The sequence below is a fragment of the Stenotrophomonas sp. STEN225 genome (assembly GCF_056756445.1).
Genome location: NZ_JBRRBV010000002.1, coordinates 89,185 through 114,505, shown reverse-complemented (window position 1 = coordinate 114,505; position 25,321 = coordinate 89,185). Strand labels below are relative to the sequence as shown.

The window sequence follows — 25,321 nt, the reverse complement described above, 5'->3', positions numbered from 1 at the left end:
ATGGCCATGGCCGACGTCATCGAGATCCTGGACTTCCTCGCCCCGGGCCTGACCGCCACGCCGGAAGAGAAGGCCACGGCCATCTCGATGGCGGAGGCCTACAGGCCGGCATGCCTCACGGAGAAGAAGGCGGACGAGGCGGTTGCGTGGTACGCCGCGTGGCTTCTCTACAGCCGCCAGCAGCAGAAGGAGGCTGCGGACAACGGCGAGGTCGTCCCGCTGGGTGTGAAATCCCAGACGGACGGCGACCTCAGCCGCACCTACTTCGACGGCGCCACCGGCGGTGGCGTTGCCGATCCGGCGGGCTTCTACGCGCGCTGGGCCGCCCTCAACGACATCTGCGCGCGGCTGGGTGCCATCACCGTCAGCCCAAAGCCCATGGGGTGTTGCGGATGGCCGCGATAACCAAGAGCAGCGGCGATGGCTTGGCGCAGTACCTGAAGCAGGTCGATGCGCTGGATGGCCGGGGGATCAAGGTCGGGGTGCAGGCCAAAGCCGGCACCCAGGACGGGGTCAGCCTGCTGGACATTGCCATCTACAACGAGCTGGGGACGCAGGACATCCCCGCCCGACCCTTCATCCGGGACTTTGCCCAGAAGAACGAGCGGGTGCTCGGGATGGCCATGGACCGAGTCGCTACACGGGTGGAGCAGGGCGCCCCGATCGACGCCGCGCTGGCGCAACTGGGCGAGTTCGCTCAGCAGCAACAGCAGGCCCACGTCAGGGCATCGAAGAGCTGGGCCGTGCCCAATGCGCCATCCACCGTCGCCCAGAAGGGCAGCGATGTGCCACTGGTCGACCACGGCACGTTGGTCAACGCCATCCGCTGGGAGAAGGTCTGATGGGCATGCTCGGGGAACGGACACATCCGCGAATCACCCGGGGCGAAGGCGCCTATGTCGATGGTCGCTGGCAGGATGGCCAGGAGACGCAGATCGACCTCAGGGCCAGCATTCAGCCGGCCAAGAAGGAGGACTACGACCAGCTGCAGGCGCTGGCCGAAGGCCGTCGCGTCGAGTCGGCTGTTCGCATCTATACCCGGACGCAGTTGGCGGTTGCTGGCGACACCGGCAGTAACGGCGACATCGTCATCTACCGCGGCGATCGCTACCTGGTCACCGCCGGCAGCGATTGGAACATGGGCATGCGCGGGGTGAACCACTACCGCTATCTGGCGGTCCGGCAAAAGCTGTCGAGCGAGGAGGGCGCATGATCGAAGATGAAATCCGTGCCCTGATCGGCAAGGCAACCACCCTGCAGCTGATCTTCGCCAACCAGAATGGTCCTCGCCCCAAGCTCCCCTACATCACTGTTCGGGTTGATACGGCGCCGCGCGCGCCGCTGTTGGAAGCAGACCTGAGCGACGACGGGGTTCAGACCTACGCCGCCCACCGGGATGCCACCGTCGAACTGCAGTGCTTCGGAGATGGATCCTTCGATGCGCTTGACGATCTGTCCCAGCGCCTGAAGGGACCATACATGGTCGCGGCGGGGTATGCGTCCAACATTGCTGTCTACGCCACCGACTCGGTGCAGAACATTCCGGTCCTGCGCGATGGGGCGAAGTACGAGCCCCGAGCAGTGCTGGATATCGGCATCCGCTACACCAAGCAGCACGACGAAGAGGTCGGGCTGATCAAGACCGTGCAGGGCGAGATGACCCTGCAGGACCACGGCACAGACCTGGTCGACACGTTCGACGCCACCAGCGCCACCTGAGCGCCCGGCATCTGCACCACGCCCTCCCGCGCCGCCAGGCGTTCGTTTCTATGCCCAGGAGCAACCTGCAATGGCATCCATTGACCGCATCGCCAAGGTCGAGATTTCGCTGGCGACCACCTCGATCAACCAGCAGTCCTTCAGCGACCTGCTGTTCCTCGCCCCGTTGCCGGCCTCGGCCGACCGGGTGTTCCTGGTCACCTCCGCCGACGAGCTGTTGGACCGTGGTGTCGCACTGACCGATGCCCTGTACACGGCCGTCCAGACTGTCTTCCAGCAGGATCGGGCGATCGATCAGGTGTACGTCGGCCGCCGCACGGTGGACGAAGACGGCGACCCGACCGAGACCATCACCGAAGCCCTGGTGGCGATCCGGGCCGCCCATTCCGGTTGGTATGGCCTGATCCAGCTGTCGCGCGTTGCGGCCGAAATCATGGAAGCCGCCGCCTGGGTGGAGGCAAACGACAAGCTGCAGCTGGCCAGCAGCGGCGACGCCGGCATCATCACCGCCGGCGACGCGGATATCGCGAGCCAGCTGAAGGCCCTGAACTACAACCGCACGGCGCTCTGGTATCACGCCAGCGCCGGCACGGAGTGGGTGGAAGCCGCGCTTGCCGCCAATCGCTTCACCTATGACCCTGGTGCCGAGACTTGGGCGAACGTGCGGCTGAGCGGTGTGCAGACTGACCCGCTGACCGAGGGGCAGTCGCAGATCGTGCGCAGCAAGAACGCGAACACCTACGAACAGTTCCGCAATCTGGGCCTGAGCCAGTACGGGACCGTCGCCAGTGGCGAGTGGATCGACATCATCCGCTTCCGCGACTGGCTCAAGGATCGCGTGCAGACCGGAATCGTGGACGTCCTCGCGAAGGCCGACGGCAAGATTCCGTACACGAGCGCGGGCATCCAGGTGATCGTCACCGCGCTGCGCGCGGCACTTGACGCTGGTGTCACCGCCGGAGGCATCGCACCGCGCGAAACCGACGCCAACGACAACGTGCTGGAGTCGTACCGGATTACCTATCCCGGCCTGGCCGAGATTGCCGACAGTGTGAAGTCTCAGCGGCTGCTGGAGGGCATCAAGTTCTCCGCGCGCCTGGCCGGCGCGATCCACACGACCGAGATCACCGGCACCCTCTCCTACAGCATCTAAGGACCTCGAACATGGGCGTCAAGACCTACGATTCCTCGCAGGTGATCATCACCTTCGGACCGCACATCATCTCCGGCTACGCCGAGGACACCTTCATCTCGGTGGAAGAGATGGGGGACGGCATCGCCTCGGTGGTGGGTGCCAACGGCGAGAAGGGCCGTTCGATGTCGCAGAACCGGTCCTTGCAGATCACCCTGACCCTGCTGCAGACCAGCAAGAGCAACGATGCGCTCTCTGCCGCAGCCGACTTCGACCGGGCTTCGCACGGGCAGGGCGCGCTCCCCTTGGCCATCACCGATCTCACCGGTCGGACCCTGATCGCCGACCCCGGAGCGTGGATCGTGAAGAAGCCGAACACCGAGTTCGGCGCGACCATCAGCAATCGTGAGTGGACGATCGAAACGTCCAACGAGGCGACCTACCACGTCGGAGGCGCACGCTGATGGCCAAGAAGGAAGTGAAGATCGGGCAGACGACGTTCTACCTGACGACCTTCGCACCGCGCGACCAGCTGCGGATCTTCGGCGACCTGCAGAAGGAGCTGCTGCCCGCTGTGGGAACCCTGCTCACGGCTGCAGCCGGCAAAACCGACGAGGACGATGGCGAACTCGATGAAGCGGTGCTGCTGGGGGCAATCCGGTCGTTCTCCGGATCGCTGGATGGCAAGGGCCTGGATGCCTGGTGCAGCAGACTGATCGAATCCGAGCGGGTCGCCTACGAGAAGGCCGGACGCGACGCGCGCAAGTTGACACCGAACCAGATGGACGACGCGTTCGATGACTTCGGGGAGATCCTGGAACTGCTCTTCGAGATCATCAAGCTGAACTTCGCCGGCCCTTTGGGGCGATGGCTCGGCCTCTTTGGGTCGGGCCTCGGGGAGAAGCTGGGCGGGTTGCTGGACGGTTCGAACCCGAGCTCGAACGGGAGTTCCTGATCTTCCGGCCGGTGATGGCCGGCATCGTCTCCATGACCGAGATCAACCAGGGAACGGTTGATCTCATGGACCTGATCAAGCTCAACGCCTTGCTGGACGCCCGCGAGGCGTCTGAGGCGTCGGGCAAGAAGCCGAAAGGGAAGTAACCATGGCCTTGCGCGAACTGGTCACCGTCCTGCGCTATGAGCTGCGGGAGGGCAACCTCAAGAAGTATGTCGACGGCTACCGGCGGGCGGAGAAGGCGGTTAACACGGCCGCCAAGGCCGCCAACGACCAGCTGAAGCGCGGCGTACAGGTCGCCAATCGCGAGCTGACAAGCATGAACCGGACCGGCAACCAGTTGACCCGCACGATGGGCCGGCTGACCCGCGAAGCCCGGGAGTTCGGGATTGGCCTGCGGCAGGGCGCGCGTCAGGGATATGGCGAGGTCCTCCGGCAGATGGATCGGGTGGAGGCCCGGCAGCGCCGCATGCGGCGTAGCAGTGGGGCGGGCGCGGTTGGTGGCGGAGTTGGCTTTGCAGGCGGCATGCTGCAGGGAGCCATCCAAGGCGTCCTGGCAACGATCAGTGGCAAAGCCTTCATGGATGCCGCCGACACCTGGTCTACGACCAAGGGGCAAATCGCTCTGCAGAACGAGTCACCGGCAGATCGTGCCCGGACCCGGGAGTTTCTGTTCAGCAAGGCTCAGCAGCAAGGCCAGGACTATTCCACGTCGGTTGGCACCTACACGCGCATTGCTCGCAACCGCCAGGTGTTGGGTTTGAGCAACGACGAAGTGTTGCAGCTGACCAGCACACTGGGGGGAATGCTCTCGCTCGGCGGCGGATCCGCGCAGGCTCAGCAGGCGGCTTTGGAGCAGTTCGGCCAGGCAATGAGTAGCGGCGTTCTACGCGGCGAAGAGCTGAACTCGGTTCTGGGGGGAGCGCCGGTCCTGGCCAACGCGATCGCGAAGGCATTCGGGATCACAGCCGACCAACTTCGGAAAGTGGCAGCAGAAGGAAAGTTGACGTCGAAAGGGATTGCGGACGGACTTCTGGGGCAGACGAGGGAGGTAGACGCAGCGATGGAATCGCTGCCCATGACGTTCCAACGGTCTTTCACGCAGATCCGTAACCAGTTCACGCGTCTTGCTGGCGAGCTCAACGAGAAATACCAGTTGGCGGAGAAATTCAACGTCGCTGCGCAGTGGGTCGTCCGCAACATGGCTAGCATCGGAGCGGCTCTTGGGGCTGTAGCGGGGAGCGTGGCCGCTGTAAGGGTCTTCCGAGTACTCGCGGCCGTGCTCGAGACCCTGCAAAGCGCTGGGCGGCCGCTTCTGCTGTTCTTCGATAGGCTTGCGAGGGGACGAACTGCTCAAGCGTTTGCCAAGCTCGGGGGCGGCGGATTGCGCTTCCTGCGTGTGATTCGGGCGGTTGGCACGGTGCTCTCTGGAGTCGGAGCAGTGGGCGCGATGGCGTTCGCTGTCATCGCTGCCGCAGTGATAGCTGCGGGCGCTCTCATCTACAAGTACTGGGAGCCGATCAAGGCGTTCTTCGGTGGCGTGTGGGAAGGCGTTGCGGCAGCCGGTAGCGAGGCGCTCCAGGAACTGACCAATGCGCTTTCACCGCTGATGCCTGCGTTTGAAACCATCGGCGGCTGGCTGCAGCAGATCTGGGACTGGTTCGTTCAGTTGATCAAGCCGGTCCAGAGCACATCGCAAGAGCTGGAGAATGCCGCGAACTACGGGAAGCTGTTCGGTGAGGCTCTGCTGTTCCCGTTGAAGATCAACATCAAGCTCATCGGGATGATCATCAAGTTGGTAGTCGGCCTGGCCGAGGCCATCGGTACTGCCATCGGCTGGATCGTGGTCACGGCTGATAGCGCTTGGTCCTCGCTCAGGTCCGGCGTGGAGGCGCTGTGGAACTGGATCACCGCCAAGTTCGCCGCCGGCTGGAACTTCGTGTCGGGGCTGATCCCGGATTGGGCCAAGAAAGGCATCGGGATCACAGCGAACGCGACCGGATCGCTTGGCAGCGTATCGGCGGGGTCGGTCGTGAATGCGGGCCGCTCTGCGGTGAACCAGACCGTAACCCAGACCGCGAGCGTCCAAGTTACCGCACCTCCTGGCGGCAACCCCGCCGCCTATGGCGCAGCCGCACAGCGCGGCACCAGCAAGGCCATGACCGGCTTCCAGTACCAGCTGCCGACGCCGGTCGAGAGCTTCTAAACCACTCGGCGCGCGCCATGGCTTTGGCCGTGGCCGCGCCCGCAACATGAGGCCAGTTGGCGCATGGAATTCTTCCAAGGTTTCACCGTTACCTGGGCGGCAGACGGTCCGGTCGCAGATCTGTCCGAAGAGGCCGTTCGAGCCGGATGGGGCTTCATAGGCCAGGTTCCGCCTGCGGTCGAGCAGTTCAACGCGGTGCACCGCGGCGACGGTCTTCGACAGCAGTGGCTGTACAACCAAGTCAAAGGAGTCACCAACGCGGCAGGAATGCCGCTGGCGGCGGATGCAACCGATACGTTGTGGCTCGCCATCAAGTCCAAGTTGGACCTGAAGCAAGACGGCTTAGGGTTCATGCCCGTGCAGCAGGGTGGCGGCGTCGGGCAAGGGAACAACAAGGTATTCATCGGCTGGTCCGGGAGCACGCTGCAGGCGCAGGTCGAGTCCACGAACCTTGGCTCATTCGTGTTTGCTGGCAGGCAGTTCACCGCAGGGGCGGGCCTGACCGGCGGCGGCACCCTTGGCGCGGACCGCGTGATCGCCATGGGAACACCCAGCGCCATTACCGCGGGCAGCCAGAACGCGGCAGGCGGGACGACCCATACCCATGCATTTAACGTGCAACTGCAGGAGATGGGCGGAACGCTTCCACTCAACAAGGGCGGCACCGGCGCAACAACCGTAGGACAAGCGCGCAGCAACCTCGGATTGGACCCGTTCGCAGCAATCGCGGACGCAATGATGTCCGAGAACGGCTTCATGGAGCTGGTGAATGGGATCAACAGCTTTCGCTTCATCATCCAGTGGGGCGTCGCCACAGTGCCGGCTGACTCCTCGCTGCGGATCTCGTGGCCGAAGCCATTCCCGACCGCCTGCCTGAACGCGTTCTCCTGCCTGGGCTTCATCTTCAGCACGACCGGCGATGCAGGTTGCTCCATCCGCGACCTCGACGCGAATGGCGGAACATTGCTACAGGGCACTGCTACACCTGGGATCGTCCGCTACTTCGCAATCGGGTACTGACCATGGCGCTGACTGCACTGACCTTCAGCTCGGTGTTCGGCACTCGTGCGGCCGTCGGCGCACTGGAGTTGGATGCTCTCATCAGCGAGGACACGGTGCTGGATAGCTATGCGACCGTCTACCCCGTCGAGGATGGCAGCACCATCACCGACAACGTGTCGAATGATGCCGAGAAGCTGTCGCTATCGGGCATGGTGACCTCGGCGCAGATCACGGTCTTCGGCGCCAACGGCTGGCAGAAGCTGGTCCAGGCCAAAGACGTTCTGAGACGACTTCATGAGGCCCGCGAGCTGGTCACGATCAGCACCGGCATGGATACCTACACAGAGATGGTCATGGAGCGGTGCCGAATTGGCCGCACGAACGAAGGAGACCACTTCTCCATCGACTGCGACTTCCGGAAGATCGTCAAGGCCCAGTTGAAGACGGAAACCGTGCCTGAGGATAAGGCTGCGCCCAGGGCCAAGGGCAAGGCGGGATCGACACGTACGAGCGCCGGTAAGGCCAGTACGGAAGACCTTGACGAGAGGAGACGTCAAGAGGCCACGCGTTACGTAGATGAGGGCCTGAAGCTTGGACGTGATGGCGTTTCGCCGGGGGTCATCTGATGTTCGAGATCACCACGATCGATGCCAATGACCAACTGCTGGAGGTCGAGCTTGACGGCGAGACCTACTTTGTCCGCTTGAGCTGGAACAGCGAGGCCTCACAGTGGTCGATGGAGGTCCAGAACTACAACCGAGAGACCATCGTTGCCGGGATCGTCGTGGTGCCCAACGTTCCGCTACTTGCTCGGTTTCACTACCTCGCGCTACCGCCTGGAGAGCTGATGGCATTGGTGCTGGGCGACACGCCGGGAATCCCCCGTGACGGATTCCGGAAGGGCTTGGCCAGCCTTATCTACATTCCCGCTGCGGAGATCGCCTGATGCCACGGTTCCGCCGCACCTATCGCCTGGTCGTTGGACCTCCAGGCGGGCAGGGCACAACCATCCTGCCGCCGATGCAGATCCAGTTCGACGTGCAGAAGGATGCTGAAGAAGATCCTAACGTTCACTCGATCCGGATCTATAACCTCGCTCCGTCGACGCGGAAAGCTCTGGAGAAGCCTGACCTTCGCGCCTATCTGTACGCGGGATACGAGGAAGAGAGTGGAGCCATCCTGCTGGCGGCTGGCACGGTGGTCGATGCCTTCACTCGCTTCGATTCGCCCGATGTGGTCACCGAGCTTGCGATCGCCGACGGGTATGGCGAGCTTCGCGACAGCGCGGTGAGCCTGAGTTATGGCGCAGGATCAACGTCGGCCACCATCATCCAGGACGTGGCGGGAAAGATGGGATTGGTCCTGAACATGCCTCGGTCTCTGACGCCAAGGACGTGGGAACACGGCTTCAGCTTCTACGGGCCTGCCCGTGCCGCGCTGCACAAGCTATGCAGGGGGGCAGGTCTGGAATGGTCAATCCAGAACCAGACCCTGCAGGTAGTGGCCACCAAGGGTGTGACCGAGCGCAGCGTGGTCGTGCTGAACGCTGCATCCGGACTGATCGGTTCACCGGAGCGTGTGCGCGAGGCCAGCCGGGAGAAGGACGCCGGCGGTGGAAAGACTGTCCGATCCGAGCGGCAGCGTCGAGACGGCTGGCGCGTCCGGTCACTGCTGCTTCCCTGGTTGAATCCGGGCGACCGGGTGCGCATGGACAGCCGGCAGGTTAAGGGGATCTGGCGCGTCGAATCAGTCTCGCACAGTGGCGACTACCACGGTGGTGACTGGACAACCGACCTGCATATCGTGGAGGTGTCATGAGTCAGGCATCCGACCTTCGGCGGCTGATCGCCACCGAGCTGGCAGAGGTACACACATGCCTGCCTGGCAAGATCGTGAGCTTCGACGGGCATGCTGCTGTAGTTGAGCCAGCTCTTAGCAAGGCTCTGTCCTCGGGCGAGGCGCTGGTAGCGCCACGGATCGTCAGCGTTCCCGTGCACTTCCCGCGCGGCATGGCCGGCCAGGCAACCATCTCGGTGCCGCTTGCGGCTGGGGATGACGTGACGCTGCACTTCTCCGAGCGGGCGCTGGAGAATTGGCTGTCCGGGGAAGACGGAGAGCCGGGAGATCCCAGGATGTTCGATCTTAGCGACGCGTTTGCGACGCCAGTCTGTCGGCCTGGCGTGCAGAAGGTCGACACCGAGAACCTGGTGGTCCAATTCGGCTCGGCCAGCATCACCATATCTCCCGCAGGTGATATCACCATCACGGCAAGCGGTGCAGCGAACATCTCTGCTCCTGCTGGCCTGACCATCGATGCGGACGTTCTGCTCAGAGGAAAGCTGGAGGCTACGGGCGATGTCACCGCAGGCGGCGTGAGCCTGATCGAACACATCACGACCGGCGTCACGCCGGGAACTGGTACTTCTGGGAAGCCGCAGAAATGAGTTTGGACCTCAAGCTTAATGCGGTGCACGACCTTGCGGTGGACGGCGCCAATGTGGTGCTCGTGGACGGCGCGTTCCGCGTGCGCCAGCAGATCAAAGTGACACTGATGACGTGGTTTGGCGAGTATTTCCTCGACGTTACCTTCGGTGTCCCTTATCTCGAGTCGATCCTCGTGAAACGGCCCAATCGCAGCGAAATCGAGGCGGTGCTGCGGCGACGAATCAACGACGTTCCGAGCGTGACCGCAGTCACGAGTATGCGGCTCAACATCGACCGCGAGGCCCGCAAGCTGGAAGTGAGTTTCCAGGCAAGCACCGACGAAGGCCTCGTTGCGGACACCATCACTCTGGAGTAACCCATGGCCGACTTCGGCGTAACCCCGGCCGGCTTCATCCGTAAGCGCTTGGCGGACATCCGGCCTGAGATCATCTCCGCACTTCGCAACAACCTCCAGGGGGCAGGACTCTCCGGAGACATTGAGACTCGGCCTGATTCAGTTATGGGAATTCTGATAGATACCTTCGCCGAGCGTGAGGCTGCTCTCTGGGAACTCGCCGAGGGGGTCTACGGAGCCATGTATCCGATCAGCGCATCGGGTGTCTCGCTGGACAACGCAGTTTCCTTCACGGGGGTGCAGCGTGAGGGTGCCACCGAGTCCAGAGGGTACGTGCTTCTGTCAGGAGCTCCGGGTACGGTGATTGCTGCCGGGTCTCGCATCAGGAATGTCGCCACGAAGGAGCTGTGGGAGCTGGCGAGTCAGGCCAGTATCAGCACCAGCTCGGCCGGCGCGGCGCGGCTGCTGGTTCCAGCCGATGCGGTCGCCGGCGAACAGTTTGTGATCCGTATCGACGGAGGCATCTATACGTGGTCGGCACCACCTGGCGGAGCCACGGCGCAGGTGGTGGCCACCGGGCTGGCTGCGGCCGCATCCGGTTCTCCAGTAGCAGTTCTGGCCGATGGAGCGCGGGTGCTGGCAGCCACTGCCGCCGGATCCGCATTCGTCCTGGCCCACTCGAGCAACCTGGTACTGGAAGCTCTTTCCTCGCCGGCCATTGCTCAGACCATTGAACCGTCCACCCTTGGAGCCGAGGCCGGGGTCCTGACCGAGATCGTTGATGCCGCTGCGGGCTGGGATGCCGTGACCAACCCCGAGCCGGCGGTCGCCGGCTCACCCCCTGAAAGCGATTCGGACCTGCGCAATCGCTACGCGACGGGAATGTTCGCTTTGGGTGGAGCGACTCTGGACGCGATTGCCTCGACCATCAAGGCCCGTGCGCCAGGCGTGACGAAAGTGGTCGGGTTCGAGAACGTTGGGAACTATCCCGACATGGTGGGGCGTCCGCCACACTCGGTTCACATGGTGGTTGATGGTGGCCTTGATCGGGAGGTGGCGCAGGCGATCTATGACTCCAAGGCTGCCGGCATCGATACCTTCGGTGACACGACGGTCGCTGTGCAGAACTACATCGGCGTTCCGACCTTGATCAACTTCGATCGGCCTGTTCCGATCTACATCTGGATCAAGGCCTCAGTGTCGCTTTTGTCCGCGAGCGAGCAGCCCTTCCCTGACAACGGCTTCGAGGACATCAAGCGCGCCTTGGTCGAGATGGGACAGCAGCTCGAGATTGGCGACGATGTGATCTGGCAGAGCTTCTTCAAGGCCGTATACGGCGTCTCCGGGGTCGCATATGCGAATCTTCTATTCGCATCGTCGCTGGATCCCGACTCACCACCAACATCAGGCGCGTTCAAGGCGGCCAACATCCCGATCAGCGATCGGCAAAAGGCGGCGTTCTCGGCTCAACGCGTGGAGGTGAGCAGTGGATCTTGATCAGGATCACGCTGCCGTCGCGTGGTCAAATTGGACCGCTCAGTTCAAAGACTCGCCAAGGTTGAGGGCGCTCGTTCAGGCGCTGCTGGAGCCAGCCAATACGGTTCAGGCGGCAATCAAGCAGCTCCGGGACGAGAGGTGGCTCGACACTGCAGTGGGAGAGCAACTGGACGGCATTGGCAGCATCCTGGGCCGTCCTCGCCGCATCTCGAACACGAGGGCAATCTGGCATTTCGGCTTCGACGGACAGCCCTACATTGGCGGGTTCGGCGCGTTCCCGATGTTCCAGGCCGGTGGCGGGCTCTTCACCGGCGGGAAGGTCCTTGGCGATGACGACTATCGACGCCTGCTGCGCTGGAAGTTGCTCGTCAACAGCGGATACGGAACGGCATGGTTGATCGAAGAGGCAGCAAGGACACTCTTCGACGTAGAGAGAATCGCGGTCGAGGATATGGGGAATGCCCGAATCCGCGTGCATATCGGTCGCCAACCAACCCCTGAAGACAGCTTCCTTGGGAACCCTTTGCAGTGGCTTCCCAAGGCTGGTGGCGTGATGGTCGATTTCAGGACATACGATCCCGACGATGACTTCGAGCTGTCGCCAGGGAACGGAATTTTTCGCTTGATCAGTGAAGAGGGAGATCCCCTCTTCGATGAGAGCGGTTTTCCTCTTTATGGAATCCAGTGATGGCCGACAAGACTCTATCTTCCTACCCGTCTATCTCCGCCGACGATATTGATGAGAACACCCGCATTGCGGTTGTAACGGGATCTGTGGGCCGGAACCGTCAGCTGCCCGGTCCCCAGCTCGGAAAGTTCGTAGACCGGAAGGGCTACACGAACCCCATGGCGCGGGCAGGCGTCGGATATCCCCAGGCTCCTGTGGATTATGCCGGGGGAATCTTCGTTGACTCCACTGAGCTGACTGTGGTTTTTAACGAACGCCTGTTCCAGCCGGTCGCTGCGGCACTACCATTCGTCACCACAGAGGCGTTCAACCCCTCGTTGTGGAACGTAGTGCAGGGCGTGAGCACGAGCCTTCTGAAGGCGAATGACGGCGCTGCCCTGATCGGATTCATCCAGGATGGACCCGGCGCGGTGCTTCGTACGCTGGAGCGAAAGTCGCGTGAGCAGACTTCTCCTGAAGACTTTGGCGCTATCGGCGATGGACAGCCTCACTTCTTGTCAGAGCGATTCTCGACGCTGCAAGAAGCTCAGGAGGCCTATCCCTTTGTTACGTCGCTGACGCAGAGCATCGATTGGGCTGCAATCACCGCTGCGGTCTTGACCGGACGCCAGGTGCTTGGCAGTCCGACGGCCAACTACATGCTCTCTCAGTCGGTTGAAATGATCGATGCAAGCTGCTTGTTTGACGGCAGGCAATGCCAGATCACGGCGATGAGTGGAAGCTTCCCGACCTTCAGCGTGATTGCCAACTACGGCGCCCAGGTGGCGGTGAATGCCATTGAGATGGCTGTGGTTGACTATACCGAAGGGCAGGGCGGCGGTGCGACGCCGACGCACTCGCTGGTTGTCAGCACTACTACTGGGTTCTCTGTCGGCGACATCATCAAGGTCATGTCGGACGACTTTATTCCTGGCTCGCGTGCGGCAGATCTGGAGCGAATCGGAGAGCACACGGCGGTAGGTGGGATCGACGCGAACAGGATCAATCTCTACAGCTACCTTTTTGAGAAGTACGTGTCGAACATCCGAGTGGCAAGGATGAACTCGGACGTCCTGGTCGACATCAGGAACTTCAGGTCCGACTACGTGGAGCCAGGCAATGCGGCGATTGTCTACGTTCAGGGGTGCTTGGCGCCAGATGTGTCGGGGATCCGCGCCATGCGTGCAAAGTCTGAGACGGTGGAGTTCGTTTCCTGCCTTTTCGACCGGACACACAACATCGTAACCTCCAATGGCACGACCGATTTCACAACAGGCGCTTACGCCTACGGGGTAGTCGAGTACGGGTGCGAGTTCGGCATGCACAGCGATCTTTTCGGCTATCAAATCCGGCATGTATACACCGACGGATCATTGATCACGCAGCCCAACGACGAGAGAACCTACCGCTACGGTCGAACCAAGGGATCGGCAGTGGTCAACTCAAAGGGGTGGCTGTGCCAGAACGCCGCTTTCGACACTCATTGGAGCAGTCACGGCATTCAGTTCATGGGTTGCCACGGGTATGCACCCTTCAATGGCCCCAACTCGTCGCAGAGGAATTTTCAGCTGCGTGGAAGCTTCGGCCTCGTGCAGGATTGTGTCTCTTACGGCGGCACTGGAGTCAACGTGTTTCAGGGTGTCGCCCACCCGGAGGCGTGTCAGGGCAACAGGATTGAGAATCTGTCGCACTTCTTCTTGAAGGAGTCTCAGGGGCGAGCCGCAATCCAGATCACAGGACAGTCCGCCAACGAGGATACGATCCCGACGGTTTACGTGGACGGGCTGGTCACGAACCAGGACAATAGCGGAACCTATCCACATGTTGTCGCCACGCGTGGAATCGCGCGCGTTAGCCGGCCCACGATGGTCACAAAGCAAGGCGGCGCGAACGTTGCCTGTGCGTTCCTTGCAGACGAGGGCGGGCAGATCTACGTTGATGGAGGAAGTGTCGACGCACGTGGTGCGAGCGGAACCGGTCTGCGTCTGTGCAAGATGGGTCCGGGTAGCCGAATTGAACTGAGCAATCTTCAGGTCCAGGGCCAGTTCACCCACTTGCTGGATGGGCAGCAGAACAACGACATCATGTTCGACTGTAGGGACGTCCGTCTTGACCGGGCCCTGGCACAGGGGCCTGGCTACACGAACTCGCTCAGTTCCAACATCCGGGTCGACTATACCGTCGGCTTCCGCCGCACCAGTCGCGCTGTTTTCGCGCAGACCTACGCACAGGCGGGCGACAAGGTCCTTTCGCTGGAGCGTCGGGGAGGCCGGACGTTGCACTTCTCGGCAACCGTCTCTGCTGGCACCGGGGTGACGAGGATCTCAACCATTGATGCCGGTGCGATGGATGGTCAGGAGTTGGTGATTCGCAACAGCAGCAGCTCGGTTGCCTTGCTGCGTGTCGCCGCAAATGCAGCTATCGCCATCAGCGCGGACCGAGATCTGGCCCCGGGGGCGCTGCTCAGGCTTATCTACTCAGACGCCGCTGCAGCATGGCTGCCGGCATAACAAGCGGAGATCACATGGCAAAGTACGTGGAGCGGGCCGTCGATGCGGTCCAGTGGAACCAGCCTGGGGACCACCCGGATGTCGTCAGCATGCCGGAGTTCGCTCAGCAGTCTGGCATGCGGCCTGCGCCGGGCACGCTGTTCGATCCCGGCGCACACGTGTTGGTCACGGGTGAGGGATACGCATTCCTTGCGCCCGGTGACTGGATCGTCACTGACTGGGAGGGGAGAACGTCGCTCGTGAACGAGGAGGCCTTCGCGGAGCGCTTCCAACCCGTGGAAAGCTCGATGCCGGTCAGCGAGGACGGTTGAGCTGGTGGCGCTCTATTCCACCTGGTTGAGTAGCGCCTCGCCGTTATTTCGCGGGGTGTTGACCGCCCGGCTGACCCGGTAGGCCTCCATGGATGGGGGCTCGCTGGCCAGTAGCATCGCCATCGCATCGTCGGGGCTGGCTGCCATCCACTCATCGATCTGGCTGGCCAGCAGCCAGACCGGCATGCGGTCGTGGATGTCGGCCGACACGCCGCTGCTGTCCCCGGTGATGACGGTGAAGGTTCCCAGGTTGCCGTCTGCCAGCAGCGGGCTGCTGTCCTCCCACAGGCCTGCCGCCAGCAGCGGCTCGGCCGCGTGGATGAACCACGGATCCTTCTTCCCGTCGATCGGGCTGACCGACCACTCGTAGTAGCCGGCCATCGGGATGACGCATCGGCGCTTCTTAAACGCGGTGCGGAATGCCGGCTTGGTGGCCACGGTCTCGATGCGGGCGTTAATGGTTGAGCCCTGCAGGCCTTTGGCCTTGGCCCAGAACGGCAGCAGGCCCCAAGCCAAGCGGGTGACCTGCCGGCCTTCGCCGCGGTCCAGGATCACGGATGCGCGCTGCGTCGGCGCCAGGTTGTAGCTGGGCTGGATCTCGGCCAGGCCGGGAGCAAGGTCAGCCAGCCCCGCCTGGCCGAAGTCGATCACGGGGAGCTGGACGAATCGGCCGCACATGGCCGGATCGTAGGCTGAGGGAGTGTATCCGGCGCGTGTATTAGGGATGGCTAAGTTGTTGATAACCATCGAAACTTACTTGACTGCGCAGTTTGGATGGGCATCGCATAAGTTATTGATCCGCGCGCCGATGCTGGAACCCTTGCAGCACAAAGGATTGCCGAATTTCACTACATTTGGCGTTGACGAGGCTGAACCGCCTCACTATCTTGTGGCCGTCGGGATTCCCCGGCCACCGTCGGGGCAATAAAAAGCCCCACCTAGCGCCAACTAGGTAGGGCGGTGTTACGCAAGCAGTGCCGAGCAGTGGCAACAACTTACCTAGAAGTAACGGAGCGAATCATACGCCGTATGTCATATGTGTCAATCAGTCGTTACTAACGATTTGTGACGTGCGTCGTAGTTCCGCTAGTTGAGGCCATGGCTTTGCCTGCAACACAAGAGGCTAAGTCCACATGACCAGCAACACCCAGCAGCTGTCGCTGCATCTCATCCATCGCCAGATGGAGAACACCCTCATTGAGCAGCGCAAGCTCGATGGGTACATCAATGCCACTGCCATGTGTCAGGCAGTGGGAAAGCTCTTCGCGGACTACCGGCGCCTAGCTTCAACCGAGGCCTTCCTGACAGAGCTTTCCGACGATATGGGAATTCCCATATCGCTTCTTGTTCAGTCAGTTAGGGGCGGGCAGGGTGCCCAAGGAACGTGGGTTCATCCCGATGCAGCAGTGCATTTGGCCCAGTGGTTGTCCCCGAAATTTGCGGTAGCGGTAGCTAAGTGGGTGCGCGAGTGGCTGTCCGGTCGGCAGCCCAATGGTGCACCGGCGCCGGGCCTGCCTCCTCACATCCAGCGCTATCTGGCGAACAAGGACAAGGTCCCTTATACCCACTTCTCGATCCTGAGTGAGCTGGCAATTACCTTGATAGCCCCGCTGGAATCGCGCGGGTACACGCTGCCTGAACACATGGTTCCGGACATCTCAGAAGGGAAGATGTTCGCGAGGTGGCTGCGTGAGCAGGGAGTTGATACCTCCAAGATGCCGACTTACAAACATCGCTATGCAGACGGTCGTGTCTGCGACGCAAAGATGTATCCGGTCGGCTATTTGCACGCATTCCGCCTTCACTTCAATGAGGTCTGGCTGCCCAACAAGGCTCACCAGTATTTCCGCGAGCGCGATCCTACGGCTTTGCCTTTCCTCGACAAGATCCTGCTCGAGGCACCTGGCGTTCCGAAGCTTCCCGCTGCTTGAGCAATGCGCCCCGGCCAGCCCGGTCGGGGCGACCTTTCAGTAAGGCACACACTGAGGCTGACAATGTCATTGAGCAATGAGTGGGAAGACGAGCACCTGACACCGTCCGGTTGGGTGAGTGGTAGTTGCAAGCATGATTTCGGACGCGAAGAGCGTCCTGTTCCGCTGGACGCCGTTCTAACGGTGCGCAAGCATGTCGTTGTGGGGGCCATTGGCGCATTGCCGCATGTTGATGTGAGTGAAACGAATCTCACGGATGACATTGGCCTGATCGCTTCTCTCCGCAAGACGTTCGGCGAGCCGAAGTTCGGTTGTTGAGCAAGCCCGAGCCGGGTCGTTCTCGATGCGACCCGGCTTGGAGTAGGGCGCTTTTCTCGATCAACTTCGAATGATTCAGGGACGTGGGCGGGGCGTTCGCATGATCTGCGACGGCCGGTCGTATCCTTCCGGCCATGCTTCCTTCGCACGGCCACCATGGTTTCCGCACCGCCGCAGTCCCGTCCGGCTGGGTCCAGACCGGTGAGCGCTGGGCGCTCTGGTACAACGGCCGGGAAACGGCCGGCGTTGCCCCCGATGGTGCTGCCGGCGTGCGCCTGTGGATGGAAGGCCAGAAGATGTGGCAGGTGAAGGAAGTGCGCGCGGCCAGCGTCCGGCAGGCGAAGCGGTACGCCGAGCGCTGGTGCGCGGCCAGGCTTTATCCCGACCTGCCCCTGCGCGAGGCCGTCGCCAGGCTGACGGACAGCACCCCGATCCGTCTGCCCCCGCCACTGCCCGGCCTGCCGCCTACGCGCGAGCAGCAGCAACAGGCGCGCCGACTGGCTGAGTCTGGGGCGCTGGATGTGACACGGATCAAGGAAGCCCTGGAGCCGCGCAAGCCGCCGGCAGAGACGAAACCCCGCGCGAGAGACGTCCGCACCAAGGCGTGGGTGAGGGCAGGGCTGCAGCAGCTGCGGCGGGGCGTTTAGCGTTCTGAAAAATGCGCTGCGACGCATGGTCGCAGTGGCGCTGTCTTCGCGCTACGGCATCATTCCTCTGGCGGTGCGCCAGGGCCGCGCTGTCTCAGCGTGTAGGTGGGGATCGATGTCGACCGCCAACTATCCAGCACATTCCCGCACACGCTGCAGTTGACCGCATCGTTGTCCTTGAAGGGCGCGGTGAAGATCTTGGTGCTGTAGATGGAGCCGCAACTGGCGCAAGTCTTGTCGGCGCCGGTCGTGGTTTTGAACGTGTTGCTCATGGTCGTCCCTGTGTCTATCCAATGTCCATTTGCGGAGCGAGCTTGAAATTGCGGAGCAAAGGCTTATCGCTGAAATGTCGCAAAAGCCTTGGTGCCCGGAGCCGGAATCGAACCGGCATGACCTTGCGGTCGGCGGATTTTAAGTCCGATGCGTCTACCAGTTTCGCCATCCGGGCCTGCAGTGCGGCGCCGATTGTAGCCCAGCGGGGGCTCCAGCACCGGCGGCCGGGCATCGCACGGCGTGCTTAACTGTATCGCCCATTCATGCCATAGTCCCGACCATCGTTCCCAGGGGGGGAGCCACCTGATGTCGCTCTACGCGATCGCCTACGTCAGCGATGCCCGCGCCGATCTGCGGACATCCGATCTTGACCGCCTGCTGGCCGATGCCACGGCGTTCAATCGCGTGGCTGGCGTCACCGGGGTGCTGATGTTCGACGGTACACGCTTCCTGCAGTATCTCGAAGGTCCGCAGGATGGTATCGATTCGGTGTTCCCGCGCATCCTCAATGCCCGCAGCCATACCCAGCTGAAGGTGCTGTGCCGGGCGCCCGTGCCGCAGCGGGCGTTCCCCCGCTGGAACATGGGGACGCGACGCATCGAGGCGGAGCTGCTGGCACAGATCGTCGGTGAGGCGTGGCCGGGGTTGACGCTGGGCAGCGTGGGGTTCGAGCACCTGCTGCAGGCCTGGACCGGGGCCGATGGCGAGCTGGAGCCTGCCGCGGTCGCACTGGGCTCCTGACCTTGGCGACAAGGTCCTGACACCGTTACGCTGTAGCCCTCTTGCGAAGACTTCCCGGAGTGGGCAGCGAATGAGCGTGATGGCCGAAGCGGCGGCAGTGGGCGATCCGCCGCTGCCGGCATGGCGGGTGCATTGATGAGCGTGCCGGTGTCGGCGGCGGAAGCGCCCCGGTTCGCGGTGATCGGCCTGGGTTACGTGGGCCTGCCACTGGCCGTGGCATTCGGCCGGGAACAGCCGACGCTCGGCTTCGACATCGACCCCGAACGCATCGCCGAGCTGCGCGCGGGCCAGGACCACACGCTGGAGGTGGAGGCCGGGGAACTCGCCGCTGCACGCCAGCTGGAGTACAGCAGCGACCCTGCGCGGCTGGACGAGTGCAACGTGTACATCGTCACCGTGCCGACGCCCATCGATGCCTACGAGCAGCCTGATCTGGAACCCCTGCGCTCGGCGACGCGGTTGATCGCCAGCCATCTGCGCTCCGGCGATCTGGTGATCTACGAGTCCACGGTCTATCCCGGCACGACCGAGGAAGTCTGCGTGCCCTTGCTGGAGCAGGGTTCGGGCCTGCGATTCAACGAAGATTTCTATTGCGGCTACAGTCCGGAGCGGGTCAGCCCGGGGGACCGCCAGCGCCGTCTGGCCGACATCCGCAAGATCACCTCGGGTTCGACACCGGAGGTGGCGTCGGTGGTCGATGGGCTGTACCGCCGCATCATCGACGCAGGCACCTTCCCGGCGCCATCGATGCGCGTGGCCGAAGCGGCCAAGGTGGTCGAGAACATCCAGCGCGACGTCAACATCGCCCTGGTCAACGAGCTGGCGCTGATTTTCGACCGTCTCGGCATCGACACCCAGGACGTGCTGGACGCCGCGGGGAGCAAGTGGAATTTCCTGCCGTTCCGTCCCGGTCTGGTCGGTGGCCACTGCATCGGCGTGGATCCCTACTACCTGCTGCACAAGTCGGAAAGTGTGGGTTACCACCCGGACCTCATTCACACCGCGCGGCAGGTCAACAACCGTGTCGGCGAGCACGTGGCCACGCGTGTCCTGGCCATGTTGGCCGAGCGCGGGCGGACCGCGGCCCAGGCGCGCGTGCTGGTGCTGGGCGTCACCTTCAAGGAAGACTGCCCCGATCTGCGCAACAGTCGTGCGCTGGAGCTGGCGCAGCGCCTGGCAGACGCAGGCGCCCAGGTCGATGTCAGCGATCCATGGGTGGGCCCGGCGGCCTTGGCCGATGCCGGTGTGCGGTGGCTGGCCGAGCCGAAGGCCGGCTGTTACGACGCGGTCGTATTGGCAGTGGCGCATGCCAGTTTCAAGGCGATGGATGAAGCCCGCATCCGCGGCCTGCTGGCGCCCGGCGGCCTGGTGTATGACGTGAAATCGGCCTGGCCGCGCAGCGTGGTCGACGATCGCCTGTAGGCGTTGATGATGGTGGGCGCGGTAGACTCGGCTGCAGTTGCAACCAAGGAACGCCATGCACCGGTATATCGTCTACCTGCTCGCCATCCTGATGTTCCCCGTCTGCCTGTGGCTGGCCACGATATGGCCTGCCTGGTACTGGGGCGTCGGTCTGACCGCCGCGATGGTGGCGCTGGGGACCTGGGATCTGCTGCAGAAGCGCAGCACCCTGCGCCGCAACTATCCGGTCATGGCGCACTTCAGATACGGGCTGGAATCGATCGGCCCGGAGATCCGCCAGTATTTCGTGCAGAGTGATCTGGAAGACGTGCCCTTCTCGCGTCAGCAGCGCGCACTGATCTACCAGCGTGCCAAGAACGAGATGGATACGGTGCCGTTCGGCACGCTGCGTAGTGCATATGCGGTGGACTACGAATGGATCAACCATTCGCTGGCACCGACCACCATCGCCCGGCACGATTTCCGTGTGCTGATCGGCGCAGGCTGCGCCAAGCCCTATTCGGCCAGTGTGTTCAACATCTCGGCGATGAGCTTCGGCTCGCTGTCGGCCAACGCGATCCGAGCGCTCAACGAAGGCGCACGCCGTGGCGGCTTCTATCACGATACGGGCGAAGGCTCGATCTCGCCGTACCACCGTGAGATGGGCGGCGATCTGGTCTGGGAGATCGGCTCGGGCTACTTCGGTTGCCGCGACGAGAAGGGCGGTTTCAGCGAAGAGCGGTTCGTCGCCAACGCCACCCATGACCAGGTGAAGATGATCGAGATCAAGCTGTCCCAGGGGGCCAAGCCCGGTCATGGCGGCGTATTGCCCGCGCCGAAGGTGACGGCCGAGATCTCCGTGACCCGGGGCGTGCCGATGGGGGTGGACTGTGTATCTCCGTCGCGGCACTCGGCGTTTTCCACGCCGGTCGAACTGCTGCAGTTCGTCGCCCGCCTGCGTGAACTGTCCGGTGGCAAACCGGTCGGCTTCAAGCTGGCCATCGGCCATCCCTGGGAGTGGTTCGGTATCGCCAAGGCGATGCAGGAGACCGGCCTGTTGCCAGACTTCATCGTTGTCGATGGCGCCGAGGGCGGCACGGGCGCGGCACCGGCCGAGTTTGTCGATCATGTCGGCGTGCCGATGCACGAGGCACTGCTGCTGGTCCACAACACCCTGGTCGGGCTGGACCTGCGCGAGCGCATCCGCATCGGTGCGGCCGGCAAGATCACCAGCGCATTCGACATTGCCCGGACCATCGCGCTCGGCGCGGACTGGTGCAATGCCGGTCGTGGCTTCATGTTCGCACTGGGGTGCATCCAGTCGTTGAGCTGCCACACCGACAAGTGCCCGACCGGCATCGCCACGCAGGACCCGGCGCGCTGGAAGCACCTCGACGCGCCTGACAAGGCCACGCGCGTGCACAGCTACCACGAGCACACGCTGCATGCCCTGAAGGAGCTGTTGTGCGCGGCCGGCCTGAATGATCCGGCCGAACTGGGGCCGGAGCACATCCTGCGCCGCGTGTCGCCGGTGGAGATCCGCTCGCTGGCGACGCTGTATCGCTATCTGGAGCCGGGAGAACTGCTGCGGCGGGTGCCGGATCACGCGGTATTCCATGCGTTCTGGGCAGACGCGCGCAGTGATTCATTCCAGCCGCCGGCCCGGATCCAGGCGCTGAGAGCCAGCAAGTCGCGGTGATGGGTTCCACACGGAGGTTGCATGCAGTTCAGGACCGGGACGATCGACGATGTCACGCCGCTGTGGGCCCTGCGCACGCGGTGCGTGCGCGAGACCTGCAGCAGTCACTATCCGCCGGAGGTGATCGCACCCTGGGCGGCGTCGCCGCCGCCGGCGCAGTATCCGCGGCTGCTGTCGCAGGGCGGCTGTGTGGTGGCCGAAGGCGGGCAGGGCGAGCTGCTCGGCTTTGGCGTGCTCGATATCGATGGCAATGAGGTGGATGCGCTGTTCGTCGATCCGGATCGTGGTGGACAGGGTATCGGTCAGGCGCTGATGCAGCGGCTGCTGGCGCTGGCCGATCCGGGGCGCGAGGTGGTGCTGTCGGCCTCGCTCAATGCCGTGTCCTTCTATCAGCGGCAGGGTTTCATCCGCGAACGCGAGGAAATCTATCCCCATCCCAGCGGGGTACCACTCGCCTCTGTACGCATGCGAAGGCCGTGGTGAGGCGCTGCTTCCGGTAGCGCCGAGCCACGCCCGCTGCTACCGCAGGCGATTCAGCGTGTGGCCAACCACTGGATCACGCCTTCGGCGGCGCGCAGGCCACTGGCATAGCAGGCCGTCAGCAGGTAGCCGCCGGTCGGCGCTTCCCAGTCCAGCATTTCACCGGCACAGAACACGCCGGGCAGGGCACGCAGCATCAGCCCTGCATCGAGCGCGTCCAGCCTTACCCCTCCGGCTGTGCTGATCACCTCGGCCATCGGCCGCGGGCGCAGCAGTTTCAGCGGCAGGCGCTTGAGCGTCGCTGCGACCGCAGCAAGATCGTTGCCCGCGTCTTTGCCGAGGTGCTCGAACACAAGTGCCGCTTTCACTGCGTCCACCCCGGCCTGGCGGCGCAGGTGTTCACCGAAGCTGCGGCCCTTGCGTGGACGCGACAGATCGGCCAGCAGGCGTGCTTCATCGCGGGCAGGTGCCAGGTCCAGCCACAATGGCGCACAACCCTCGCGGTTGATGGTTTCGCGCAGGTCGGCCGACAGCGCGTAGATCAGGCTGCCTTCGATGCCATAGTCGCTGGCGACGCATTCGCCCTGCAGTGACCGTGGTTGGCCAGTCAGGTCGATCCAATGCGCTACCACTGGTTTCAAAGGGGCACCGGCATTGCGCTGGGCGAACAGGGGCGTCCAGTCGACGTCGAACCCGCAGTTGGCGGCCTGTAACGGCGCGATGTCCACGCCGCGCGCCTGCAGCGGTGCCACCCAGGCACCGTCGCTGCCGAGATGCGGCCAACTGCCGCCGCCCAGCGCCAGCATGGTGGCATCAGCGTGCACGTCGAGGTGGCCGTCTTCGGTGTTGAAGCGCAGCGCGCCGTCGCTGGCCCATCCGCACCAGCGGTGATTCACGTGCAGGCGTACGCCCTGCTCCTTCAAGCGGCGCACCCAGCCGCGCAGCAGGGGCGCAGCCTTGCGATCGACCGGGAACACGCGGCCGGAACTGCCGACATAGGTCTCCACGCCGAGATCGGCGGCCCAGTCGCGCAGTGCCTGCGCGTCGAACCCGTCCAGCCAGCGGCCGACTTCACCGGCCTGCTCGCGGTAGCGGCTGTCGAACAGCGGGCGCGCATCGGAGTGGGTCAGGTTGAGCCCGCCCTTGCCGGCGATCAGGAACTTGCGACCGGGGGAACCCTTGGCTTCATAGAGGTCCACCTCCAGGCCGGCGGCGCGCAGGCGCTCCGCGGCGAACAGCCCCGCCGGGCCGCCACCGACGACAGCCACGCGGCGCGGTGCATGTGGATCAGGGTTGGACATCGAGCAGCTCGACATCGAACACCAGCGAGGAGCCCGGCGGGATCGGGCCGGCGCGACGGCTGCCGTAGCCCAGGTCCGGGGGGATCATCAGGGTGCGCTTGCCGCCGACCTTCATGCCGGCCACGCCTTCATCCCAGCCGCGGATGACCTGGCCGGCACCGAGCACAAAGGTGAACGGCTGGCCGCGTCCGACCGAGCTGTCGAATGTCTTGCCATGCTTGCTCTCGGTGCGGTTGTCGTAGATCCAGCCGGTGTAGTGCACGGTGACCTTCCGTCCCGCCACCGCTTCGGCCCCGGTACCGGGCTGGGTGTCGATGCGCTCGAAGGTGGTCAGCGTGCCTCCCGGCGGTGGGCCGGACGGCTCCATCGAGCAGCCGGCAGCAGCAAGGGACAGCAACAGGGGAAGCAGCAGTCGGCGCATCGGGCATCTCCGTCGGGCGCAGGGCGAGGGCGGCAAGGGTAGCGCATCGGCGCCGGGTATCATGGCGCCATGGCCAAACTCCTGCTCAATCTGCGCAATGTCGGCGATGACGAATACGCCGACGTCTGCACGCTCCTGGATCGCCACGGCATCGCCTGGTACCGCACCGAACCCAGTCCCTGGGGCATTTCCAATGGCGGGTTGTGGCTGCGCGAGGATGGTGATCATGCGCGCGCCAAGGCATTGATGGCCGAGTACCAGGCCGAGCGCGCGCCACGCATCCGTGCCGAGCGTGAGCAGGCCCTGCGCGATGGCACGGCCGAGACCTTCGGCAGCCTGCTGCGGCGCCGGCCGCTGTATGTCGTGCTGGTACTGCTGGCGATGCTGGGCGCTGCTGCCCTGGTGCTGCTGCCGTTCATGCTGCTGCGGGGGTAGGGCGCTCCAGCCGCCGATCATTGACCCCGGGGCCTGACCCGATGGCGGCCAGGCGCTAAAATGCGCGGATGATCGCCAATACCGCCGCCTATCATTTCACCGCCATCGACGCCCCCGAGGTTCTGTGCGACCAGCTGCTGGCGCGTGCCGAAGCGGCTGGGCTGCGCGGCACGATCCTGGTGGCGGGCGAGGGCCTGAATCTGTTCCTGGCGGGCGCCCCGGCCGCTATCGAGGGCTTCTACGCGGCACTGCGTGAGGATCCGCGTCTGGCCGGAATGCGGGTCAAGACCAGCTTCAGCGAGCATCAGCCCTTCGCACGGCTCAAGGCCAGAGTGAAGCCGGAGATCATCAGTTTCCGCCGCGATGACGGCCAGCCGCTGGCCTATCCACGCGCGCCGGCGGTCGATCCGGCCACCGTACAGCGTTGGTTGCGGCAGGGCCACGACGATGCGGGAAAGCCGGTGGTGATGCTCGATACCCGCAATCTGCAGGAGGTGGAGTACGGCACGTTCAAGGACGCGCTGGTGCTGCCGATCCACAAGTTCACCGATCTGCCGGAGGCCCTGGCGCCGCACCGCGACGCATTGAAGGACAGCACCGTGGTCAGCTTCTGCACGGGTGGCATCCGCTGCGAGAAGGCCGCACTGTGGATGCTCAATGACGGCATGGACAACGTGCTGCAGCTCGATGGCGGCATTCTCGGCTACTTCGAAGAGGTGGGCGGCGAGGGCTACGACGGGCGCTGTTTCGTGTTCGACGAACGGGTGGCGCTGGATGCGGAGCTCAGGCCGCTGGTGGATGAGCCGCTGCCGGAACCACGCCCCAGCGCCTTCTGAGCGGCTGTCCCGGGCGCCGGTCGTGCACGGCTGTCCGGTCCACCTGGGGAGCTGACCCGC

At 63.7% G+C, this 25,321-nt stretch carries 31 protein-coding genes and 1 tRNA gene; 27 read left to right on the top strand and 5 right to left on the bottom strand.

Going from position 1 to position 25,321, the window contains the following annotated elements:
- The 18 genes from ACVOJ1_RS02815 (at position 1) to ACVOJ1_RS02730 (ending at position 14,778) form a co-directional block, all read left to right on the top strand.
- Entirely contained in the window at positions 1–405 is a 405-nt protein-coding gene (locus tag ACVOJ1_RS02815; RefSeq protein WP_312557749.1) for a DUF4054 domain-containing protein, read from the top strand.
- Positions 393–842, top strand: coding sequence for a hypothetical protein (locus ACVOJ1_RS02810; RefSeq protein WP_346479964.1), 450 nt, complete (start codon positions 393–395; stop codon positions 840–842). The genes ACVOJ1_RS02815 and ACVOJ1_RS02810 overlap by 13 nt, the downstream gene beginning before the upstream one ends.
- Positions 842–1,213 carry a phage collar protein gene (locus ACVOJ1_RS02805; RefSeq protein WP_111185553.1) on the top strand — a complete coding sequence of 124 codons (372 nt, stop codon included), beginning with the start codon at positions 842–844 and terminating at the stop codon, positions 1,211–1,213. Before ACVOJ1_RS02810 ends, ACVOJ1_RS02805 begins: the two co-directional genes overlap by 1 nt.
- Positions 1,210–1,719, top strand: coding sequence for a phage neck terminator protein (locus tag ACVOJ1_RS02800; protein WP_346479963.1), 510 nt, complete (start codon positions 1,210–1,212; stop codon positions 1,717–1,719). Before ACVOJ1_RS02805 ends, ACVOJ1_RS02800 begins: the two co-directional genes overlap by 4 nt.
- Positions 1,720–1,789: 70 nt before the next feature.
- Positions 1,790–2,872 carry a DUF3383 family protein gene (locus ACVOJ1_RS02795; protein WP_346479962.1) on the top strand — a complete coding sequence of 361 codons (1,083 nt, stop codon included), beginning with the start codon at positions 1,790–1,792 and terminating at the stop codon, positions 2,870–2,872.
- 11 nt (positions 2,873–2,883) lie between these two features.
- Positions 2,884–3,315 carry a phage structural protein gene (locus ACVOJ1_RS02790; RefSeq protein WP_346479961.1) on the top strand — a complete coding sequence of 144 codons (432 nt, stop codon included), beginning with the start codon at positions 2,884–2,886 and terminating at the stop codon, positions 3,313–3,315.
- Complete coding sequence (locus tag ACVOJ1_RS02785) at positions 3,315–3,806, top strand: phage tail assembly chaperone (protein ID WP_346479960.1); 492 nt, start codon at positions 3,315–3,317, stop codon at positions 3,804–3,806. Before ACVOJ1_RS02790 ends, ACVOJ1_RS02785 begins: the two co-directional genes overlap by 1 nt.
- Positions 3,807–3,954: 148 nt before the next feature.
- Positions 3,955–6,012 (top strand): tape measure protein, encoded by a 2,058-nt coding sequence (locus tag ACVOJ1_RS02780; RefSeq protein ID WP_346479959.1) that lies wholly within the window; start codon positions 3,955–3,957, stop codon positions 6,010–6,012.
- Between the two features lie 63 nt (positions 6,013–6,075).
- Positions 6,076–7,032, top strand: a complete 957-nt coding sequence (locus ACVOJ1_RS02775) for a gp53-like domain-containing protein (RefSeq protein WP_346479958.1) — start codon at positions 6,076–6,078, stop codon at positions 7,030–7,032.
- Between the two features lie 2 nt (positions 7,033–7,034).
- Positions 7,035–7,640, top strand: a complete 606-nt coding sequence (locus ACVOJ1_RS02770) for a phage baseplate protein (RefSeq protein WP_346479957.1) — start codon at positions 7,035–7,037, stop codon at positions 7,638–7,640.
- Positions 7,640–7,960 carry a phage baseplate plug family protein gene (locus ACVOJ1_RS02765; protein ID WP_346479956.1) on the top strand — a complete coding sequence of 107 codons (321 nt, stop codon included), beginning with the start codon at positions 7,640–7,642 and terminating at the stop codon, positions 7,958–7,960. The genes ACVOJ1_RS02770 and ACVOJ1_RS02765 overlap by 1 nt, the downstream gene beginning before the upstream one ends.
- Positions 7,960–8,832: a phage protein gene (locus ACVOJ1_RS02760; protein WP_053517534.1), complete on the top strand. Its 873-nt coding sequence runs from the start codon at positions 7,960–7,962 to the stop codon at positions 8,830–8,832. Before ACVOJ1_RS02765 ends, ACVOJ1_RS02760 begins: the two co-directional genes overlap by 1 nt.
- Complete coding sequence (locus ACVOJ1_RS02755) at positions 8,829–9,458, top strand: Gp138 family membrane-puncturing spike protein (RefSeq protein ID WP_346479955.1); 630 nt, start codon at positions 8,829–8,831, stop codon at positions 9,456–9,458. The genes ACVOJ1_RS02760 and ACVOJ1_RS02755 overlap by 4 nt, the downstream gene beginning before the upstream one ends.
- Positions 9,455–9,814, top strand: coding sequence for a contractile injection system sheath initiator (locus ACVOJ1_RS02750; protein WP_346479954.1), 360 nt, complete (start codon positions 9,455–9,457; stop codon positions 9,812–9,814). Before ACVOJ1_RS02755 ends, ACVOJ1_RS02750 begins: the two co-directional genes overlap by 4 nt.
- Before the next feature lie 3 nt (positions 9,815–9,817).
- Positions 9,818–11,290, top strand: coding sequence for a hypothetical protein (locus ACVOJ1_RS02745; protein ID WP_346479953.1), 1,473 nt, complete (start codon positions 9,818–9,820; stop codon positions 11,288–11,290).
- Positions 11,280–11,978, top strand: a complete 699-nt coding sequence (locus ACVOJ1_RS02740; RefSeq protein WP_346479952.1) for a baseplate wedge 1 family protein — start codon at positions 11,280–11,282, stop codon at positions 11,976–11,978. The genes ACVOJ1_RS02745 and ACVOJ1_RS02740 overlap by 11 nt, the downstream gene beginning before the upstream one ends.
- Entirely contained in the window at positions 11,978–14,467 is a 2,490-nt protein-coding gene (locus ACVOJ1_RS02735; protein WP_346479951.1) for a hypothetical protein, read from the top strand. The genes ACVOJ1_RS02740 and ACVOJ1_RS02735 overlap by 1 nt, the downstream gene beginning before the upstream one ends.
- Positions 14,468–14,481: 14 nt before the next feature.
- Positions 14,482–14,778, top strand: a complete 297-nt coding sequence (locus tag ACVOJ1_RS02730; protein WP_346479950.1) for a hypothetical protein — start codon at positions 14,482–14,484, stop codon at positions 14,776–14,778.
- Between the two features lie 12 nt (positions 14,779–14,790).
- On the opposite strand, the gene ACVOJ1_RS02725 is transcribed toward ACVOJ1_RS02730, so the two are convergent.
- Positions 14,791–15,456 (bottom strand): SOS response-associated peptidase, encoded by a 666-nt coding sequence (locus ACVOJ1_RS02725; protein WP_346479949.1) that lies wholly within the window; start codon positions 15,454–15,456, stop codon positions 14,791–14,793.
- Positions 15,457–15,911: 455 nt separating this feature from the next.
- Here ACVOJ1_RS02725 and ACVOJ1_RS02720 point away from each other — a divergent pair, with 455 nt between their 5' ends.
- From ACVOJ1_RS02720 to ACVOJ1_RS02710, 3 genes are all read left to right on the top strand, one after another.
- A complete protein-coding gene (locus tag ACVOJ1_RS02720) occupies positions 15,912–16,709 on the top strand; it encodes a KilA-N domain-containing protein (RefSeq protein ID WP_346479948.1) in 798 nt (265 codons plus the stop codon).
- Positions 16,710–16,772: 63 nt separating this feature from the next.
- The gene (locus ACVOJ1_RS02715; protein WP_346479947.1) at positions 16,773–17,027 is read left to right on the top strand and encodes a hypothetical protein; all 255 of its coding nucleotides are present in this window, start codon (positions 16,773–16,775) and stop codon (positions 17,025–17,027) included.
- 134 nt (positions 17,028–17,161) lie between these two features.
- Positions 17,162–17,674 (top strand): hypothetical protein, encoded by a 513-nt coding sequence (locus ACVOJ1_RS02710; protein ID WP_346479946.1) that lies wholly within the window; start codon positions 17,162–17,164, stop codon positions 17,672–17,674.
- 59 nt (positions 17,675–17,733) lie between these two features.
- Here the strand turns inward: ACVOJ1_RS02710 and ACVOJ1_RS02705 are convergent, their stop codons facing one another.
- Complete coding sequence (locus ACVOJ1_RS02705; RefSeq protein WP_180876679.1) at positions 17,734–17,946, bottom strand: hypothetical protein; 213 nt, start codon at positions 17,944–17,946, stop codon at positions 17,734–17,736.
- Between the two features lie 89 nt (positions 17,947–18,035).
- Positions 18,036–18,122, bottom strand: a tRNA-Leu gene (locus tag ACVOJ1_RS02700).
- A gap of 131 nt (positions 18,123–18,253) precedes the next feature.
- Here ACVOJ1_RS02700 and ACVOJ1_RS02695 point away from each other — a divergent pair.
- The 4 genes from ACVOJ1_RS02695 (at position 18,254) to ACVOJ1_RS02680 (ending at position 22,271) form a co-directional block, all read left to right on the top strand.
- The gene (locus ACVOJ1_RS02695) at positions 18,254–18,688 is read left to right on the top strand and encodes a BLUF domain-containing protein (protein ID WP_065174913.1); all 435 of its coding nucleotides are present in this window, start codon (positions 18,254–18,256) and stop codon (positions 18,686–18,688) included.
- A gap of 135 nt (positions 18,689–18,823) precedes the next feature.
- On the top strand, positions 18,824–20,110 hold the full coding sequence (locus tag ACVOJ1_RS02690; RefSeq protein ID WP_197570962.1) for a nucleotide sugar dehydrogenase: 1,287 nt from the start codon (positions 18,824–18,826) through the stop codon (positions 20,108–20,110).
- 55 nt (positions 20,111–20,165) lie between these two features.
- Entirely contained in the window at positions 20,166–21,788 is a 1,623-nt protein-coding gene (locus tag ACVOJ1_RS02685; protein WP_053519800.1) for an FMN-binding glutamate synthase family protein, read from the top strand.
- Between the two features lie 21 nt (positions 21,789–21,809).
- The gene (locus ACVOJ1_RS02680) at positions 21,810–22,271 is read left to right on the top strand and encodes a GNAT family N-acetyltransferase (RefSeq protein ID WP_065174915.1); all 462 of its coding nucleotides are present in this window, start codon (positions 21,810–21,812) and stop codon (positions 22,269–22,271) included.
- Positions 22,272–22,321: 50 nt separating this feature from the next.
- Here the strand turns inward: ACVOJ1_RS02680 and ACVOJ1_RS02675 are convergent, their stop codons facing one another.
- Both ACVOJ1_RS02675 and ACVOJ1_RS02670 read right to left on the bottom strand, forming a co-directional pair.
- Positions 22,322–23,569: a TIGR03862 family flavoprotein gene (locus ACVOJ1_RS02675; RefSeq protein ID WP_263177904.1), complete on the bottom strand. Its 1,248-nt coding sequence runs from the start codon at positions 23,567–23,569 to the stop codon at positions 22,322–22,324.
- Positions 23,556–23,990, bottom strand: coding sequence for an FKBP-type peptidyl-prolyl cis-trans isomerase (locus ACVOJ1_RS02670; protein WP_053519803.1), 435 nt, complete (start codon positions 23,988–23,990; stop codon positions 23,556–23,558). The genes ACVOJ1_RS02675 and ACVOJ1_RS02670 overlap by 14 nt, the downstream gene beginning before the upstream one ends.
- A gap of 69 nt (positions 23,991–24,059) precedes the next feature.
- Between ACVOJ1_RS02670 and ACVOJ1_RS02665 the strand changes: the two genes are divergently transcribed.
- Together ACVOJ1_RS02665 and ACVOJ1_RS02660 are read left to right on the top strand one after the other, a co-directional pair.
- Entirely contained in the window at positions 24,060–24,425 is a 366-nt protein-coding gene (locus tag ACVOJ1_RS02665) for a DUF6164 family protein (protein WP_053519804.1), read from the top strand.
- 68 nt (positions 24,426–24,493) lie between these two features.
- Positions 24,494–25,261 (top strand): sulfurtransferase, encoded by a 768-nt coding sequence (locus ACVOJ1_RS02660; protein ID WP_053519805.1) that lies wholly within the window; start codon positions 24,494–24,496, stop codon positions 25,259–25,261.
- The last annotated feature ends 60 nt before the right edge of the window (positions 25,262–25,321 follow it).